The sequence below is a fragment of the Fannyhessea vaginae DSM 15829 genome (assembly GCF_000159235.2).
Classification (GTDB): domain Bacteria; phylum Actinomycetota; class Coriobacteriia; order Coriobacteriales; family Atopobiaceae; genus Fannyhessea; species Fannyhessea vaginae.
Map to the genome: position 1 here is coordinate 440,620 of NZ_ACGK02000001.1, position 16,800 is coordinate 457,419.

General features: G+C 43.6%; 13 protein-coding genes. 6 read left to right on the plus strand and 7 right to left on the minus strand.

Translation table 11 applies throughout. The annotated features are described in order from the left end of the window. Positions 1 to 193: 193 nt before the first annotated feature. Positions 194 to 1,303, minus strand: coding sequence for an aldose epimerase family protein (locus HMPREF0091_RS01925; protein WP_006302525.1), 1,110 nt, complete (start codon positions 1,301 to 1,303; stop codon positions 194 to 196). Positions 1,304 to 1,746: 443 nt separating this feature from the next. Here HMPREF0091_RS01925 and HMPREF0091_RS01930 point away from each other — a divergent pair, with 443 nt between their 5' ends. Continuing rightward, complete coding sequence (locus HMPREF0091_RS01930; protein ID WP_006302527.1) at positions 1,747 to 2,151, plus strand: flavodoxin domain-containing protein; 405 nt, start codon at positions 1,747 to 1,749, stop codon at positions 2,149 to 2,151. A 375-nt stretch (positions 2,152 to 2,526) separates the two neighbouring features. After that, positions 2,527 to 4,200, plus strand: coding sequence for a bifunctional phosphoribosylaminoimidazolecarboxamide formyltransferase/IMP cyclohydrolase (gene purH / locus HMPREF0091_RS01935; RefSeq protein WP_029575153.1), 1,674 nt, complete (start codon positions 2,527 to 2,529; stop codon positions 4,198 to 4,200). 99 nt (positions 4,201 to 4,299) lie between these two features. Here purH and HMPREF0091_RS01940 read toward each other — a convergent pair whose 3' ends face one another. The 4 genes from HMPREF0091_RS01940 to gpmA form a co-directional block, all read right to left on the minus strand. Beyond that, on the minus strand, positions 4,300 to 4,917 hold the full coding sequence (locus HMPREF0091_RS01940; protein WP_010241478.1) for a phosphoribosyltransferase family protein: 618 nt from the start codon (positions 4,915 to 4,917) through the stop codon (positions 4,300 to 4,302). A 36-nt stretch (positions 4,918 to 4,953) separates the two neighbouring features. Further along, complete coding sequence (locus HMPREF0091_RS01945; RefSeq protein WP_006302533.1) at positions 4,954 to 6,165, minus strand: hypothetical protein; 1,212 nt, start codon at positions 6,163 to 6,165, stop codon at positions 4,954 to 4,956. A gap of 252 nt (positions 6,166 to 6,417) precedes the next feature. Continuing rightward, a complete protein-coding gene (locus tag HMPREF0091_RS01950) occupies positions 6,418 to 7,758 on the minus strand; it encodes an FAD-dependent oxidoreductase (protein ID WP_006302534.1) in 1,341 nt (446 codons plus the stop codon). Between the two features lie 328 nt (positions 7,759 to 8,086). Then, a complete protein-coding gene (gene gpmA, locus HMPREF0091_RS01955) occupies positions 8,087 to 8,848 on the minus strand; it encodes a 2,3-diphosphoglycerate-dependent phosphoglycerate mutase (RefSeq protein WP_006302536.1) in 762 nt (253 codons plus the stop codon). Between the two features lie 223 nt (positions 8,849 to 9,071). Between gpmA and HMPREF0091_RS01960 the strand changes: the two genes are divergently transcribed. Beyond that, positions 9,072 to 10,538 (plus strand): threonine/serine exporter family protein, encoded by a 1,467-nt coding sequence (locus HMPREF0091_RS01960; RefSeq protein WP_006302537.1) that lies wholly within the window; start codon positions 9,072 to 9,074, stop codon positions 10,536 to 10,538. A gap of 198 nt (positions 10,539 to 10,736) precedes the next feature. After that, positions 10,737 to 11,462 (plus strand): HAD family hydrolase, encoded by a 726-nt coding sequence (locus tag HMPREF0091_RS01965; RefSeq protein WP_006302538.1) that lies wholly within the window; start codon positions 10,737 to 10,739, stop codon positions 11,460 to 11,462. Positions 11,463 to 11,666: 204 nt separating this feature from the next. On the opposite strand, the gene HMPREF0091_RS01970 is transcribed toward HMPREF0091_RS01965, so the two are convergent. Then, positions 11,667 to 13,769 (minus strand): class I tRNA ligase family protein, encoded by a 2,103-nt coding sequence (locus tag HMPREF0091_RS01970; protein ID WP_006302539.1) that lies wholly within the window; start codon positions 13,767 to 13,769, stop codon positions 11,667 to 11,669. Positions 13,770 to 13,911: 142 nt separating this feature from the next. Here HMPREF0091_RS01970 and queA point away from each other — a divergent pair, with 142 nt between their 5' ends. Further along, positions 13,912 to 15,081: a tRNA preQ1(34) S-adenosylmethionine ribosyltransferase-isomerase QueA gene (gene queA / locus HMPREF0091_RS01975; RefSeq protein ID WP_006302540.1), complete on the plus strand. Its 1,170-nt coding sequence runs from the start codon at positions 13,912 to 13,914 to the stop codon at positions 15,079 to 15,081. Between the two features lie 21 nt (positions 15,082 to 15,102). On the opposite strand, the gene HMPREF0091_RS01980 is transcribed toward queA, so the two are convergent. Then, positions 15,103 to 16,320: a coiled-coil domain-containing protein gene (locus HMPREF0091_RS01980; RefSeq protein WP_010241485.1), complete on the minus strand. Its 1,218-nt coding sequence runs from the start codon at positions 16,318 to 16,320 to the stop codon at positions 15,103 to 15,105. A 152-nt stretch (positions 16,321 to 16,472) separates the two neighbouring features. Between HMPREF0091_RS01980 and HMPREF0091_RS01985 the strand changes: the two genes are divergently transcribed. Beyond that, on the plus strand, positions 16,473 to 16,754 hold the full coding sequence (locus HMPREF0091_RS01985) for an HPr family phosphocarrier protein (protein ID WP_006302542.1): 282 nt from the start codon (positions 16,473 to 16,475) through the stop codon (positions 16,752 to 16,754). Positions 16,755 to 16,800 lie beyond the last annotated feature (46 nt).

Here is a 16,800-nt window from a genome sequence, read left to right on the forward strand (position 1 = left end):
CATAACCGTCCATATACGTTATACCTTGCATAACGCCAAAGCTTACCGCACGGATATAACGCACGAGCATAACACACGAACATAACGTACGAGCATAACGTACGAGCATAACGCACGAGCATAACGCACAAATATCGCTCAAAAAGACGCGCCTCATCCCTAAGGCGCGTTATATATACGAAGAACTCTCTATTTACATATCGTAAATGTCATCTTCAGTTTCGATAATGTCTGTTGAGAACGTGTAAATCGTGGTTGAGCAATAAGGCTTTGTTGGCGTACAAACGGGTTGTGGCCATTCGCTATGGCGCGAACAATTAGGATAAAACTCTGGTTCAAACGCAAATCCTGCATGCGCTTGATAGGTGGCTCCATCTTTTACATCGCTTTCGTTAAGCTGATTTCCCGTGTAAAAATGTGCTCCAGGTGTACTTACCGAAATATGCAAATGTCTACCACTTTGAGGATCGCTGGCATACAAGGCGCTGCGTACCGTTGTATTATCGTGGTAATTGTCAACGCAATAACAGTGATCATATCCACGGCCTCTACGTAGTTGCTCGTTAGAGAGCGGCATATCAGCGCCTATTGTCCGCTCTTCTCTAAAGTCAAAAGGTGTATCCTGAACAGGCAAAATAGTGCCTTCCGAAATTCCATCCTCGCGAATAGGAAGATAATTTTGGGCGTGAATACATACGCGCTGATCTAATATTGATCCACTTGCATGACCTGCCAAATTAAAATACGCATGATTTGTCATATTTACAAAGGTAGGCACATTGGTTGTACAGGTGTACGATACACGAAGTTGCTGATGAGTGTCGTTAAGTGAGGAAAGTTCAAAGCGCGCGGTAAACGTACGATCACCTGGGAGTCCAAGTTCCATGTCCTCTAATGAGCAGGTAAGGATTACGGTGTTATGTTCTTTATCAACTTTTGCGCCCCAAAGCTTTTTGTGCAAGCCGTTTTCTAAATCTGTATGGAGATTATTCTGTTTGTGTGGTCCATCATTTTGAGGCAAGTGATACACACGATCGTTAAACATTATCTGTGCAAATTCGCTTCTATTGGCAACAGGACCTATAGTTGCTCCATAGCAGGCAGCATTTTGTCCAAGATAACCTTTTATATTTTGGTAGCCCAACAAAATATCGTCGGGGTGTTTGTTTTTATCGGGCGTTACCACCTTAAGAAGCGTTGCGCCATAATTGGTAAGTGTTACGCTTACATCTTTGCAGGTAAGCGTATAAGTACGGGCAAGAAGTCCATTTGGTAATGTTCCTAAGGTTCCTGTTCTTATCATAGATAACCCCCGTGATTGCCTAGACAGTTGGTACTACTGTAAACGTTTATTACCCAATTTTTATAGTGAAATTGTAATTATCTGTAATCGGTAGATTTTTGTCGCTTATCAAAATTATTTAAGCAAGTTACAATCCTTTGGAATATAACAGTTTGCGCATACTGATTGTACTACGTAGGGCGTGTTTACGGGATAAAAGAATGCAGATCGTCAAGACATGTAAGAGCAGGTTTACATTTTAGTACCTGTGATGTTAAGCATATCTGCAAGCCGTTGAGAAAAAAATTACTACCAATACCAGAAAAAATCATGTAGCATAGACCAAAAATAATGTTATTCCGCAAGCGGATAGGGTACATTGGTACCAAGAGCATGTACATATTCATATATGTGGGTATAACACGTTTGAGTGTCATGTCAGACGTTGGTATAAGGAGGTTATTATGAGTAAGGTTGCTGTTGTATATTGGAGCCAAACGGGCAACACCGAAGCCATGGCAAATGCTTTAGCAGATGCTGCAGGTACTGAAGCTATTGAGTGGACTTCATTTACAGCTGATGAGGCTGCCGATTATGATGCATTTGCATTTGGTTGCCCTGCTATGGGTGCAGAAGAGCTTGATCCTGACTTTGAGGAAATGTTTAACGAAGTTGTTGCCGATGCAGGTGACAAGCCTTTTGTGCTTTTTGGAAGCTATGACTGGGGTACAGGAGAGTGGATGGACACCTGGAAGGCTTCTGCTGAAGATCAAGGTGCAAATGTTATTGACACCATTATTGCTAACCTTGAGCCTGATGACGATGCATTAGACGCATTGGCCGAGGCAGGCAAAAAACTTGCTGCTTAATAAATAGTACTGCGCTGTGTGAACATGTGCTTTCTTGCTGCTACAAAGCACATGTTCACTGCATACGTGCAAGTTGCAGGCTTATAACCTGCAACTTTTTTATTACGCCTTGTTGTTTTATACACGGGTGTAATTTTTTTGTGCCGCGTATCTTGATGGCGTTTGCACTACGTATCCCTTGTGTTTCTATAAAAAATTGCCGTTAGGTTACGATTTCTCGTTGTATTTGTTTGTTTGATCCGTATCGTTGTTAGGTTTTATACAATGATGGTACGCAGCTTTTCCGATGTGTTCAAGCGTTTGGTTTGCAAGGCTTCGCATAAGGAGAAGAAGCACAAATCATATGGTGTACGTAGGAGCAATAAAGGGGTTTTTATGGCACAAACAGCTATTAGACGAGCTTTGCTTTCGGTTACCAATAAAGATGGAATCTGTGATTTTGCAGCGCATCTTGTGCATGATTTTGGGGTCGAAATTATTAGTACCGGGGGAACAGCGCGCGTCTTAGCAGAAGCTGGCATTCCACTTGTTGGTATTGAAGACTATACGGGCTCGCCCGAGATGATGGGTGGGCGTGTTAAAACGCTTCATCCGCGTATCCACGGTGGTCTTTTATGTAGAAGATCGTGCGAGGAAGATATGCGCGACGCAAAAGCGCAAAACATTCCGATGATTGATTTGGTATGCACCAATTTGTACGAGTTTGAAAAAGCAGTAGCACAAGACGGTTGCACGTTTGATAATGCAATAGAACACATTGATATTGGCGGTCCTTCGATGTTAAGAAGTGCCGCCAAAAATTTTAAATCGGTAACGGTCATATGCGATCCACATGATTATGAAGCAGTTCTTGCCGAGATGGGCGCGCATAACGGCGCCACAACGCTGTCTTTACGTCAAAAGCTGGCATATAAAGTTTTTAACCTTACATCGCACTATGATCAGGCAATTACCTCGTATTTAGCCAAAACACTTACACTAAGCGATAACGTAGCGGCTTACGAGCCAACTGCAGGCGTTGCAAACGAGCCTGTAGATGGTGATAACACATCTACAAGCTTAGGTGCCAAGGGAGGATTTCCTTCGCAGTTGAAGTGCGTTTTCGACAAAAAAATGGATTTACGCTACGGCGAAAATCCTCACCAGCAAGCAGCTTTTTATTGCGTAGCAGATGCAAATGAGCACAGTGTTGCACGCGCTCGCCAATTACAAGGAAAAGAGCTTTCATATAACAATTTGTTGGATACCGACGCCGCATGGAGTGCGGTTTGTGAGTTTGATGAACCTGCTGTTGTTATTCTTAAGCACCAAAACCCTTGCGGTTCGGCAACTGCCTTAGATGTAACCAGTGCTTATAAACGCGCTTTTGCGTGCGACCCTAAAAGCGCATTTGGGGGAATTATTGCCGCTAATCGCGAAGTAGATCTTGATTTTGTAACCGAATTTGCCGACGTTAACAAACAGTTTGTTGAGGTGCTTATTGCTCCATCTGTAAGTGATGAAGCCTCCGAGCGTCTGTCTAAACGCAAAAATTTACGCGTTCTGGTAACAGGCGGACTTGATAAAGAACAAGCATGTGAACTTAAAAGCATAGGTGGTGGCTTGCTTGTTCAGACGCGCGATTGTGCGAGTGAAGATCCGCACACGTTTAAGGTGGTAACCAAAAAACAGCCTACTCAAAAAGAGCTTGAAGACCTGCTGTTTGCCTGGAAGGTTTGCAAGACTGTTAAGTCGAACGCTATTTTGATTGCTAAAGATAAGGCAGGTTTAGGCCTTGGTTGTGGCCAGCCAAATCGTGTAGACAGCGCAATTATGGCATGCGAGCGCGCACACACAGCGGCTGCGCGATTGGGCGTATCCGCCGATAATTTTGCCTGCGCGTCTGACGCATTTTTCCCGTTTAGAGATGATGTAGATGAGCTTGCGCGCCGCGGTGTAAGTTGCATTATTCAGCCTGGTGGATCTATCCGCGATGAAGAATGTATTGCAGCTGCTGACGAACACGGTATCGCAATGGTGTTTACAGGTGTACGGCACTTTAGACATTAATGTATAACGCGCTTATCAGGTATAAGCGCGTTTAACACCTTTGATATAAGCCTTTTTGATATGCTCGTTACACAAGCTTTTTTGCAAGCTATGCGCTCATCAATTAAACAGCGGCAATGCTTCAAGGTATATGATATCGTCTCTTTTGGCGGCATCTCCTTCGGCAAGTATTGCCGCTTTTCCTATGATTTGAGCTCCTGCTTTTTGCGCCAAGCACTCAAGTCCCTCGAGGCTTTCGCCGCTTGATATAACGTCATCGACCAGTACAACGCGCCCATCTTTGATACGAGTTGCGTCTGGTTTGTCTAAAAAGAGCTCTTGTTTCTCGTGAGTTGTAATTGAGCTCACACTTACCTGCAGCGGATCATTCATGTACGATTTTTTTGATTTTCGAGCAATGATATAGTGCTCAAGACCTAATATACGTGACATTTCCTGCGCAAGTGGTATACCTTTTGCTTCGGCAGTCATCAGATAGTCTATATCACGTGGTAATCTTTTTGCAAGCTGCGCTGCCGCTCGAATAACGAGTTCGGTATCACCTAGAATTACAAAACTTGCAATGCGCGCGTGTGAATTTATACGTACGATAGGAAGTCTGCGTTTTATACCTGCTACACACAAAAGATATTCGCGCTCAGAAGGCTGCACATCTAAATTTTTGACATGAGGACAGGCTCGATTATCTGTTGCTGTCGTATGCGTTGCTTGAGTCATACCATTTCCTTTCAAAAGGATTAAAAACATCTTGTTTTACATGCATAACCCTGCCGCAAAAAGTGATTTTAAAAGAATGCCTAAAACCATGCCCACAAAGGGGTCAACAAAAGCGGTTCCCCCTAAAGTTACTGCGGCGATAATAGAATCCTGGGGATTACCGGTGCCAAATGCTATCGGTGCGTTATTTCCAACCGTGACTACAATTCCTAAAATAATCAAAAATCCCGAGATAGACTGTGGTGGAATAAATTTACCAATTTTTGGCAAAAGGCCACAAAACAGCAGAGCACTCATAGCAAGCATCATGATAACGGCTGAATTTACAGGATGAGGTGCTGCTGCGGTTGCAGAAATAATTGCCTCTACAGGTGATCCTCCAAACAACGATGAAGCAATATCGGCAAGACTTGAATAAATGGAAAGGACGTCTATATTTTGTGTACCGTGTGCAATATTTGCTGTAATATTTCCAAAGGTAATATTTGCTCCTACGTTTAAGCAGGCTATAGCAAGCGAACCACGAATAATGTGCGCATTTATAATGGGTTTCTTAAAAACAAAATTCTTTTTTATATGAGCGGTCAATAATCTTGCAAGATGTGCAAAGATGTTTTTATCGCGTACAGAGGTGATGCTAGATTCATCTAGCTGCATTGTTGGTGTTTTTTCATGCACGCTTTCTTGCATGGCAGAAGTTTCTGCATAAGCGCTCGCTGTGTTGGAACTTTTCTTGAGGTATTTAGTAACACAGAATTGAATAAAGCTCGAAATAAAAACACAGCCGCAAATGGTGTATATCAAATCGCGGCCGAAGAAAAAATAAATAATTGCAGCACTGATAATGCTTGAAAGCGCAACCACGCGCTCCTGCTTAATCATTTCAAAGGATAGCCGTCCTAAAACAATACCTACTCCTGCCATCATTGCGTTTATGATAACAGGTCCCGAAAACTCTACTGCTGCTTGTTGTAAGCCACATATACCAACGATAACCATAATGACTCCCGCAAAGAACACCATGGAGAGTTTTTCGCGTATGTCTTTAGTAAGTCTGTGTGTCATAACGATGGTTGATGCTTGAAAATTGATGGGGGCTAAACTGTTAAATCCATAACAACAGATGGCTCCAATGAAAAAGCCTAACGAAGAGGGGACAGTTGCATAACCTAAAGACATTGCCAACAGTCCTTGAGGAAGACCGTTGAGAATAACTCCCAGAGCCGCAAGAATATCGGTGATATCCATAAAAGAATTCCTTTCCTATATGTCATACGCAAACGCATACTGCACTACACACATAATTTCGCCTTTCTACCCTACCTGAATAGTGTTTGCAAGATATGTGTAGCGGGTAAGTGCTTACGGCTTTGAAATTAAATTGTTACGTGTAAGAAATAATCGTTTATGACAATAAGGAACTTAAGGAACGTAAAGCGTATAAAAAACCGTACCTACGGGTGCGTAGATACGGTTTTACATTAATGATGTAGAGACACTTTAGTGCTCAGAAGCAGCTTTCATAGCAACCGAGCCTATGTAGTTTACTGGATTAGTAAAGTTAGGCTGGAAGAGCAAGTCTACTTGAGCAAGCTGGTCTACGGTCATGTGGTTTGCAATAGCAACCGAGACAACGTTGGCGGCTTGTGCAACATCATCGTGGGTTGAGAAGAACTGTGCTCCCTTAATTTCGCGTGTGCGAGGCTCCCATACCAGCGTTGCAGTAACAGGTGCGGTGGTGAGCATAAACTCAGGACGATAATTTTCAGTAACGGTTGTGCTGGTAAGCTCAAGACCACGCAGTTTGCCCATTTCCATAGTTACACCCGTTGAACTCATAGAGTAATCATAGAGCTGAACAGCATTTGTTGCCTGCGTTCCTGCATATGCAACCGTGGGTTTTACCATGTTTGCACCAATAACAAGTGCTTGACGAACAGCATTGGTGGCCAGTGGAATATAATCTTCTTTTCCCGTTGGATTAAACGTAATAGTTGCCGAGTCGCCTGCTGCAAATACGCCTGGCTCAGAGGTGCGCATGTAATTGTCAACGCGAATTGCACCGTTTTTAATCATATCAAGCTGACCGGTGAAGAGGTCGGTACGCGGCAAGAATCCAATACCCAAAATTGCATAATCTGCTGTAAACGAACCCTTTTCGGTAATAACTTTTACACCTGAACCCGTATCTTCAAACGAAGTAACTTTTTGATCAAGTGCTAAATGCACACCGTGAGCTGTATAAACTTTCTCAAGCTGGTCGGTTACGTCGGAATCAAAGTTTTTAGCAAGTACGCGCGGGAATGCGTCGATAAGAGTAACCTCTTTTTTAACTTCGCTGAGCTGCTCAGCAAGCTCGGCACCAATGTATCCTGCACCAATAACGATAACGCTTTTTGCGTCTTTGGTTGCTTCTTTAATACGCTTGGCGTTATCCCAGTTTTTGCAAAGCAAAACATGTTTGCCGTCTATGCCGGGTAAAGGAGGAACAACAGGCTTAGAACCTGTGGTAATTACCAAGTAATCAAAGTTGTCCTCTGATTTTTCGCCCGAAGTAAGATCGGTCCAGCAAACATGTTTTGTTTTAACATCTGCCGAGGTAACATCAGTTTGCATGTGAACGTGTGCGCCTGCATCTGCAAGTGCGCGTGGTGAACTGTAGAACATTTTTTGAGGATCGCTTACATGATCGCCAACCCAAAGCGCAATGCCGCAGGACAAAAACGAAACGGTGTCATTGCGTTCAAAAACGTGCACTTCCCAATCGGGATGAGATTGAAGAATAGACGTGGTTGCAAAGACACCTGCATGTGTACAACCGATTACAGCAACTTTTGCCATAATAAAACCTCCTTATAGAAGTTCCATCAACGTAATGCGTCAGTGTTTGTTGTAGCACATGTACGCCTAAACAAGCGCGTAAATTCGGTAGTTGGGCATAAAATAAGGCGAGTGTACGTGGGTACATCTCGCCTTAACCTTTTTTGTGGCAAATGTATTGCAGTTGGTGAGCATACTTATGATGAACTTGTAGAGCACAAGCTATACTTATGACTTCTGCCCATATATACATCCATTTTACTTTTAAGCCAGCTTATATAACCAGCTTTGCGTAATAAACGAGCAGTAAAATGGGGCAGTGCTCTCAACCGCGTGCTGCTAAAACCAGTTATTTTTTAGCTTTACCTTGATTTGCTACAGCGTTGATCTTTGCTTCGATAGTTGCAGGATCACCAATGTAGTGTTTGTCTAATACGTTCCAGTCTTTATCAAAGGTGTATGCACATGGAATACCTGTAGGAATGTTAACTTCCAAAATTTGCTCAGGAGTAAGGTGCTCAAATTGCATAACAAGTGCACGAAGGCTGTTGCCGTGAGCAGCAATAAGAACGCGCTTTCCTGCTTCCATCTGAGGTTTGATGGTTTGTTCAAAATAAGGCCATGCACGTGCAATGGTGTCTTTTAAGCACTCGGTGTAAGGAAGATCTTCTTGAGGAACATCGCGGAATTGATCTTGAATGTGGGGATCGCGCTCATCGTTTGGTTGAAGTGCAGGTGGTTGAACATCAAACGAACGACGCCAAATTTTAACTTGTGCTTCACCGTGCTCTTCGGCAGCTTTTGCTTTGTTGAGCCCTTGAAGTGCACCGTAGTGACGCTCGTTAAGGCGCCATGTTTTATAAACAGGAAGCCAGTTGCGATCCATCTCGTCTAATACATGGTTAAGGGTGTGAATAGCACGTTTAAGAAGTGAGGTGTAGCATACGTCAAAATCAAAACCTGCTTCTTTGAGCGCGCGACCTCCCTCGGTAGCCTCTTTGTGTCCTTGCTCGGTTAAATCAACGTCTGTCCAACCAGTGAAGAGGTTGAGTTTATTCCACTCACTTTCGCCATGGCGAATGATAACGAGTGTCATAGTGTCTTGCGCCATTGAATATCCTTTCGTATAAACGTATAGATCTTCGTATAATCATAACAAATTGACTGATAAGCTACAGCTCATCTGACATTTTTATGACTCATACACATCTATTTTCGGTCAATATGCTTAAAAGGTAAAGTCATTGTTGCATATTCCTTGTATTTTGCGTATTTGGCTACATTTGGAGTAATCTTAAGTATGTTTTGTATATACATAAGGAGTTACAGAGCATATGAGCGAGTCTTCAAACTGCGTATATCCTCATAATCACGCATCTTGTTGTCAATCCAAGACATTTGCAGTCTGCGAATCTGCCACGTCAGTGGCGCAAGGTGTACAAAATACACAATCTGCTACAACAGCGCCTGTCCATCATCTATCTCATCATCACCATATGCGTATACGTTGGCACGAGTTTTTTACCAGTAGTAATGACACCCCTGTTCAAGAAGCGCGCTTTCCCGAGAGAGCTGTTTTGGTTGGTCATATTGGCATGATGCTTCTTTCGTGCGGAACAGGAGCCTGGCGCGTGCGTGACGCCATGAATACCATTGCGCGCAATCTTAATATGACTTGTAGTGCCGATATAGGTTTAGTTTCGCTTGATTATACCTGCATAGATTGCGAAGGAAGAAGCTATACACAAGCCTTGAGTCTTCCTTCTACAGGAGTCAATACCTCAAAGCTTAATCGCATGGAAGCGTTTGTGCGCGCCTTTGATAAAGACCATGGACAATGGAGCGTAGGCCAGGTACACCAAGCGCTTGATTCCATTGAGGCTATGAAAGTAAGATACAAGCCCTATCAGGTTGCTTTAGCCGCGGGTCTTGCGTGCGCAGGCTTTATCTTTTTGTTAGGCGGAGGCATATACGAGGTATTATGCTGCTTTTTTGGTGCGGCGGCAGGAAACTATGTACGTCGAAAAATGCTCGATCGAAAAATTACGCTTGTGGCCGATATTGCTGTTGCCGTCTCGGTTGCTTGCGCGGTGTATTTACTTTCGTACACGGTGTTATTTGAATGTCTACGCGCTAATCCTCGACATTTGGACGGATACATTGGCGCGCTCTTGTTTGTAATTCCAGGTTTTCCGTTTATTACTTCGGGGCTCGACTTATCAAAGCTTGACATGCGAAGCGGTATTGAACGTGCAGTATATGCGCTTATGATTATTGCCGTTGCGGTGTCGGTTGGCTGGAGTGCTGCTTTATGTTTGGATTTACGCCCGCAGGATTTCTTGCCTATTTTAGGTTTAACGCCGCTTACCTTAACACTGTTGAGACTTTTGGCTAGTTGGTGTGGCGTATTTGGCTTTTCGATTATGTTTAATACTGAGCCAAAAATGGCTGCTTTAGCAGGAGTTCTTGGAGCAATTGCCAATACGTTGCGTTTGAGCTTGGTGAGTTGGACGCCACTTGCACCGTGTATTGCTGCGTTTTTTGGTACGCTTACGGCGGGTTTGTTAGCAAGTGTCGTGCGCAAAAAAATTGGATACCCACGTATTGCTCTCACGGTCCCCTCTATTGTTATTATGGTTCCAGGATTATATATGTATCGCGCTATGTATAATTTTGGCGCGTTTTCGCTGGATAAAGGATCTTTGTGGCTGCTTAGAGCGGTATTAATTGTATTTTGCTTGCCGCTTGGTCTTATTGTGGCGCGCATTCTTACCGATCCAAAATGGCGTCATGCCGGATAGGTCTATGTGGTTGTAAGATACGTTTGAGCGCGCGAGTTGATGTTATAACTGCATAACAGGCGTATCGCGAACGTCTTGTGCGTTTTATTGCGCTTGCATGAGCTTGAAAGAATTATGCGCGGGTAGGGTAGTATATACTCATAAAGTTTGTACGAGCCATGCTCCAAAACAGATACATATTTACAGAAAGTAGTTAGAGTGATTAAAGTCGATAATACATATAATGACAGGCCTGTATCGCAGCCTCAAACGTCTGAGAATTTAGCTTCTGCGCTAGGTTCATTTGACGCAGTTATTTTTGATTTTGACGGTACGCTTGCCGATACCTCAGAACAAATTATTTCGGTTGCGCGTCAAGTGCTCAGCCGCTTTGGGCTTAGTCGCGAGCGCTTTGTTGATATTCCCCAACTTATAGGCCCGCCTTTTCCTCAAGCATTTGAGCTGGTATTTGGGTATTCTTCCGAACAGGCACAAGAAATTACCAAACAGTATCGCGCTATTTATTCAAAGCTTGGACGTGACGCATGGCCTTTATTTGAGGGTATCGATTCAATGCTGCACGAGTTAAAAGCTGCTGGGAAAAAATTGGGTGTAGCAAGCTCTAAACGTGACCATCTCTTGCGCCGCGCGCTAGAAGAAAACGAGGTTGAGCAGGTATTTGACGTTATTTTAGGTAAGCAGGATGATTCATGTGAGCCAAAATCGCAAACGTTGCAAAACGTTATCAACAAGCTTGGTATTGACGCTTCACGCTGCGTTATGGTAGGAGATCGACTCTACGATGTTGAGGCTGCGCGCGCTTGTGGTATTGCTTCGATTGGTGTTTATTATGGTAAAACTGCACCTTGTGGCGAGCTTGAACAAGCGGGCGCAACCTTTATCGTGCACAGTGTTGAAGAACTTAAGCATGCACTTTTAAGCTAGCGTTATACGCATTTGCATGGGAAAACTGTTTACGCACAAAACTGCATAAGACTCATAAGATATGTGTAAGGGGAATCACTACATTGTGTGATTCCCCTTATGAGTGAGATTCCTCTATCTAACTCAAAAATCTTTTTTCCTGCAACGTAAGACGCGCCAACGGTGAAGTTGTCGCTATCACTAGCTGTTGCGCGTTCTTACACGCTATTTTGTTTTCTTAAAGAAATCAAAATGCGCTGGTATTTCGACCAATTTATGAGCTGCTTCATCGTGAGTATATGTTTTTGCAAGCTCATAAGGTCCCATAAACGCATTTTCCCACGAGAAAAATACGCTACGATCAAAGCTCATATGATCGCAAATAGTTTCGCAGCCCTCAAAAACAGCAGGGTGCATCATAAGGGAGGTAGCGCGAAGTGCATAAAATGCATCGGCAAGTGCTTGCTGATATGCCTTGTCGTCATTTTGGTCATAAGCGTCTTTTGCAGCTTGTCCCCAAATCTTATTGGCACTGCGACACAGCGTTTCGGCATGACCGAGTGCGGTATGCGCATCGGCAACTGCTGCTGCTTGCTCAAAATCAAGCAGAGCTTTTTGACACGTCAGCTTTGTAGCCTGACTTGCGTCAACATGCGGCAAACAGCCGCCACAAGCCTTTTGCGCGCCATAGAAACAGCTTCGTGCCAGTCTGTTAAAGATGTTAGTAAGAAATGCACTTTCTTTAAGAGCTGGGTCAACAACACGTGGATCGTCTTTTACCATAACGTCTACACCCGTTTTTTTATCGGTGTAACTTATGGAAGTGTCAAACGCTTTAGGTGAAAAACTTACTGCTTTTTGATCAAGTGCAAGCGACAACCAGTGTGCTCTTAGTTGTTCGGCGCTATAGTTTTGGAGCAATTCTTCTGCCATAGGCGGCTTGATAGCGCTTGAGCTTGATGCTTTTTTGTTCATAAACAAAATATGATAGTTAGCAACAGGGGTATCAGGGAATAAATCTGCGTCAAGCGCCTTCCAAAGGGCAGGCTGGGCAACACAATAAAAGAAGATATTATCCTGACCCATAAATTGATAGACCTGCGCATCTTTAGCACACCAAAAGTCATGCCAGTCATGAGAAGAAAAGCGGTGTGTATCATGGTTTTCATCTAGCATAAGCGCTGTTTTGGTAAACGAGATAGGAGCCCATAGACTTTCGGGCCAACACCATACAGTTAAATCTTGCGCCTGAGGTAGCGCAGAGGCTTTGACGCCCCAAGGAATGTTTCCGGTAATACGAAACGGCAAGAGTGTTTTACCTGTTCTAAACCTAATTTTAGCGGCTTCAAGTTGCGTGCGTGCAGTATCTCTGTCTTGCCAGTTACCAAATTCAATTGAGAATGATTGCTGATTTTCTCGAGCGCCTACAAGCGTATAGGGTGGTAAAGTGTCTGAAATCTTGTCAAATGCGTCTTTAAACTTATTTTGAATATAAATCACGGGACTAGCGAGGGACTCGCGCACCGTATTGCATACAACGCTTCGGACGTGGCAATCATGATCCCATGCGTCTACCAGTTCTGTAAGATAGCCCTTAAAAGCAGGCAAATCAAAATACCAGTTGTCAACAGGCTTAAGAATGGGCTGTGTACCGCTTAATTGTGACACAGGCGCAATAAGTTCTTCAGGATCAAATTGATGGCCTAAATCGCATTCGTCTGCATACGCTTTTTCGGATTTGCAGCCACGAACAGGACAGCGTCCAATGACTTGGCGACCGTTAAGAAATTGTTGAACTTTTTCGTCAAAGAATTGTCGCGTAGAACGCTTAGTAAGATAGCCGTTTTGATACAGGCGTTGCAAAATAAAGTCGGTAATTTCTTGATGAACGCTTGCTGCAGGTTCTAAGCCCGAACCTAAATAAAGGTCAAGCGAAATACCGTATGCGTCGAGCGCGCGCTTTTGATCCTCGTGATTTTTTGTAACGTAATCATGTATGCTGCCTTCGTAACCACTATCTTTAAGCTTACGATGACCTTCCATGATAGGCGAGCCAAAACAGTCTGTTCCCGAAACAAAAACAACATTTTTTTTGCCAATGCGGTCACGCAAAAAGCGTGCAAAGAAATCTGCCGGTACAAAAACACCGCCTATGTGTCCAAAATGTAGATTTTTGTTACCGTAGGGCATACCGCAGGTCACAACAGCACGCTTGGGAAAGTGTGGACGCTCTGAGTTGTGAAGTGTAAGGAGGTATTGGTTTTGCGCTTGTTGAGAGGCATTTGAAGAGGGGTGTGTAGTAAAAATCGTTGAATTTTCGACAGTCATAAATGTTCCTTACATGTTGTTGGTAACTTACGCCAAGCCACAACTATTGTGACATAATCATTGTGACATAGTTATTTTGAATAGCTATCATATATCTGATTTATACATGACCTTTGTATTATTCTACAACTGATATGGAGAAATGATTGTGCGTACTGATGATTTTGATTATGTCTTGCCGCAAGAACGTATAGCCCAGCATCCAATTGAGCCGCGTGACGCATGTAAGCTGTTGGTGCTTCATCGCACTACAGGCGAAATAGAGCATCGTCATTTTAGAGATATTGCAGATTATATGCAAGAAGGCGATCTGATTGTTGCCAATAAAACAAGGGTTTTACCTGCACGTTTAGTAGGACTTAAGCACGGTGGCTCTGCTGCGTGCGAAACGCTTTTGCTTAAACGTCGTGAAGATCTTGACCCTATGGGTTCGGTTTGGGAGTGTTTGGTTAATCCTGGTAAACGCTTAAAACTTGGTGCGTGTATTGATTATCGCGCAGGTGGTCTTCATGCACCTGCTACCGCAGACGTTGTGTTACGTGCAGAAATTATGGATTATCTTGAAAATAACCGTGGCGGAAGACTGGTCAAGTTTACGCCAGCACAAGGATTGAGTTTAGACGAGGCAATACATCAGGCAGGCCATGTTCCTCTGCCGCCATATATTACCAATTACGAAGGCGACCCCGAAAAATATCAGACGGTATATTCCATGAAGGAAGAGCACTCTGCCGCATCTCCAACTGCAGGTTTGCATTTTACACCAGAGCTTATTGAACGTATTAAGCAAAAAGGCGTGCAATGGAAAACGGTTGAGCTTGAGGTTGGTATTGATACCTTTAGATTGGTCGAAGAAGATGATCCAACCCAACATGTTATGCATACCGAGCGTTATCACGTGTCACAAGATGTTGTTGATGCCGTACACGCCACAAAAGCTGCAGGTCATAAGGTTATCGCTATTGGTACAACATCGGTTCGTTCACTTGAGAGTGCGTTTGATTGCAATGCAACATGCTCTGAGCCTGCGCTTTGTGCCCTCAATTTTGAGCACGCACAAGATTCGTGCTTGCTTACGCACCGCGGTGATATTGTCAAACGAGAAAATGCAACAACTGATTTGTATATTATGCCTGGATATACCTGGCATGTTGTTGATTGCATGGTAACTAATTTTCATGTGCCACGTTCAACGCTTATGATGATGGTGTCTTCATTTGCATCGCGTGAGCTTATTATGAAAGCTTATCAAGAAGCAATTGAGCATGAATATAGGTTCTTGTCATTTGGCGACGCTATGATTATGTTGTAACGTGCGCCTGAGCAAGAAGTACTATCTTTGTACCAGTGCATACAGTGTTATGCCAACAAGAACTACAATTACAAGTACAAGCGCTACAAAGACAACTCGTTGTAGGCGCGTGCGTTTGCGCAAATCTCGTGCGTGTTGGCTCAAACGCTCATGGGTTTGTTGATATTCATTCAACAGCTTTGTTTCCTGTTGTATCTTGGTGTAAAGCGTGCGCGTCATCTCGGGTGTAGCATGAATGGAATGGGCTTCATCGAGCGCCGCTTGAATATCTGCTAGCCGATCATGCGTTTCTTTATGTGACTGTTGCTTTTGTTGTAAGTCCTTTTTAACAGCATCAAGTGCGTCTTTAAGTTGTGTTTCTTCGCTTTTCTTGTCTTTATATAAGGCTTCATATTCCTCACGATGCCCACGTGCTTCGGCCTGCGCATTCATGGAGTGAGTATTTGCTCGCTCACATGCTTGTTTTTGTAGATTATAACGATCTTGAGCTGCATTAACACTTTGCTGCTCTTCGTTGCTTATGCGGTCAACATCTTTAATAGCCACATCAAGGTGTGCACGCTCGGTAATAACTTCACCTTGCATTTTGGAAATTGCAGCAGCTGTAGAGTTAGGATCTTGTTGCAGACGAGAAAGACCTGCCTCAACACGAGTCAGCCGCTCGCGTGCACTATCAACATTGTGATGTGCATTACTAATCTGCTGATCGCGGCGTTTTACTGCGGCAGCCAATGCCTGATCAGCGGCCTTTACATCGCGTTTTGCATCAGCAAGCGCACGCGCGCTGTCGTCGTTTCTGCCTTTACTTGAGTCCATAAGCTCCTTGTAGGGGCGCAACTCTTCTTCATGCTTTGCAATTAAGGTATTCAGTGAAGTTTCCTGTAGCTTAACTTTTGCACTTATTTGTTCTATCTCTGTTGCCAAAAGCGAAGCTGCCGTCTTTTCTCGTTCCTGCTTGTTGAGGTAGTCTGCCACCAAATTGTCATAATTATCTTCGATAGTACGGCGGTGCTCAAAACAAGTTTGATCGTTGGCTATTTGTGTTTTTATTTCGTTTACTTTCGATTGAATTTCCTGTTGTTTTCGTGTTGCCTGTACTACGCTTACGGTTGCTTGTGCTCCCGAAACAAACAGCGCTACAAAACGTTTGCCAACGATCATAACCGCTTCCATCATGCGCTTAAAGGTATTGGTATGAGTGGGTTGCGTGCTGTTGGAGTTGTTGAGTTTTGGTTGCATGTAAGGTCCTCTCTTTTGGCCTACATACATAAAGGTACATCAAAATCACTAAATTTTCTCTACATACACAAAAGATGTTTGGTAGTATGATTTTTACTTGAAATGGTTATGAGAGATTATGTATCTACTCTACGAGAAAAAAGGAGTGCATTATGCTTTCCAAGCAAGTTACTATTGCAAGCGCAACCGGTCTTCACGCGCGTCCTGCTTCACAGTTTGTTCAAGTTGCAAAAGGTTTTGACTGCGATGTTCGCATTGCCAACATTGACAAAGGTACAGCTCCTGTAAACGCTAAATCTATTATGATGATTCTTGCTGCAGGTTTGGGCACTGGTACTAAAGTAGAAATCACTTGTGATGGTGCAGACGAGCAAGATGCTCTTAAGGCACTTCTTGAGATTAAAGATGGTAGTGAGCAACTTTTTAGCGAGTAATTATTCGTTTGTTCGTGCCTGTAGTTAAGGCGGGTATTGCATAGTA

Coding starts and splice junctions, on each gene's coding strand:
- HMPREF0091_RS01925 (WP_006302525.1), bottom strand. CDS start 1,303: ATGATAAGAACAGGAACCTTAGGAACATTACCAAATGGACTTCTTGCC.
- HMPREF0091_RS01930 (WP_006302527.1), top strand. CDS start 1,747: ATGAGTAAGGTTGCTGTTGTATATTGGAGCCAAACGGGCAACACCGAA.
- purH (WP_029575153.1), top strand. CDS start 2,527: ATGGCACAAACAGCTATTAGACGAGCTTTGCTTTCGGTTACCAATAAA.
- HMPREF0091_RS01940 (WP_010241478.1), bottom strand. CDS start 4,917: ATGACTCAAGCAACGCATACGACAGCAACAGATAATCGAGCCTGTCCT.
- HMPREF0091_RS01945 (WP_006302533.1), bottom strand. CDS start 6,165: ATGGATATCACCGATATTCTTGCGGCTCTGGGAGTTATTCTCAACGGT.
- HMPREF0091_RS01950 (WP_006302534.1), bottom strand. CDS start 7,758: ATGGCAAAAGTTGCTGTAATCGGTTGTACACATGCAGGTGTCTTTGCA.
- gpmA (WP_006302536.1), bottom strand. CDS start 8,848: ATGGCGCAAGACACTATGACACTCGTTATCATTCGCCATGGCGAAAGT.
- HMPREF0091_RS01960 (WP_006302537.1), top strand. CDS start 9,072: ATGAGCGAGTCTTCAAACTGCGTATATCCTCATAATCACGCATCTTGT.
- HMPREF0091_RS01970 (WP_006302539.1), bottom strand. CDS start 13,769: ATGACTGTCGAAAATTCAACGATTTTTACTACACACCCCTCTTCAAAT.
- queA (WP_006302540.1), top strand. CDS start 13,912: ATGATTGTGCGTACTGATGATTTTGATTATGTCTTGCCGCAAGAACGT.
- HMPREF0091_RS01980 (WP_010241485.1), bottom strand. CDS start 16,320: ATGCAACCAAAACTCAACAACTCCAACAGCACGCAACCCACTCATACC.
- HMPREF0091_RS01985 (WP_006302542.1), top strand. CDS start 16,473: ATGCTTTCCAAGCAAGTTACTATTGCAAGCGCAACCGGTCTTCACGCG.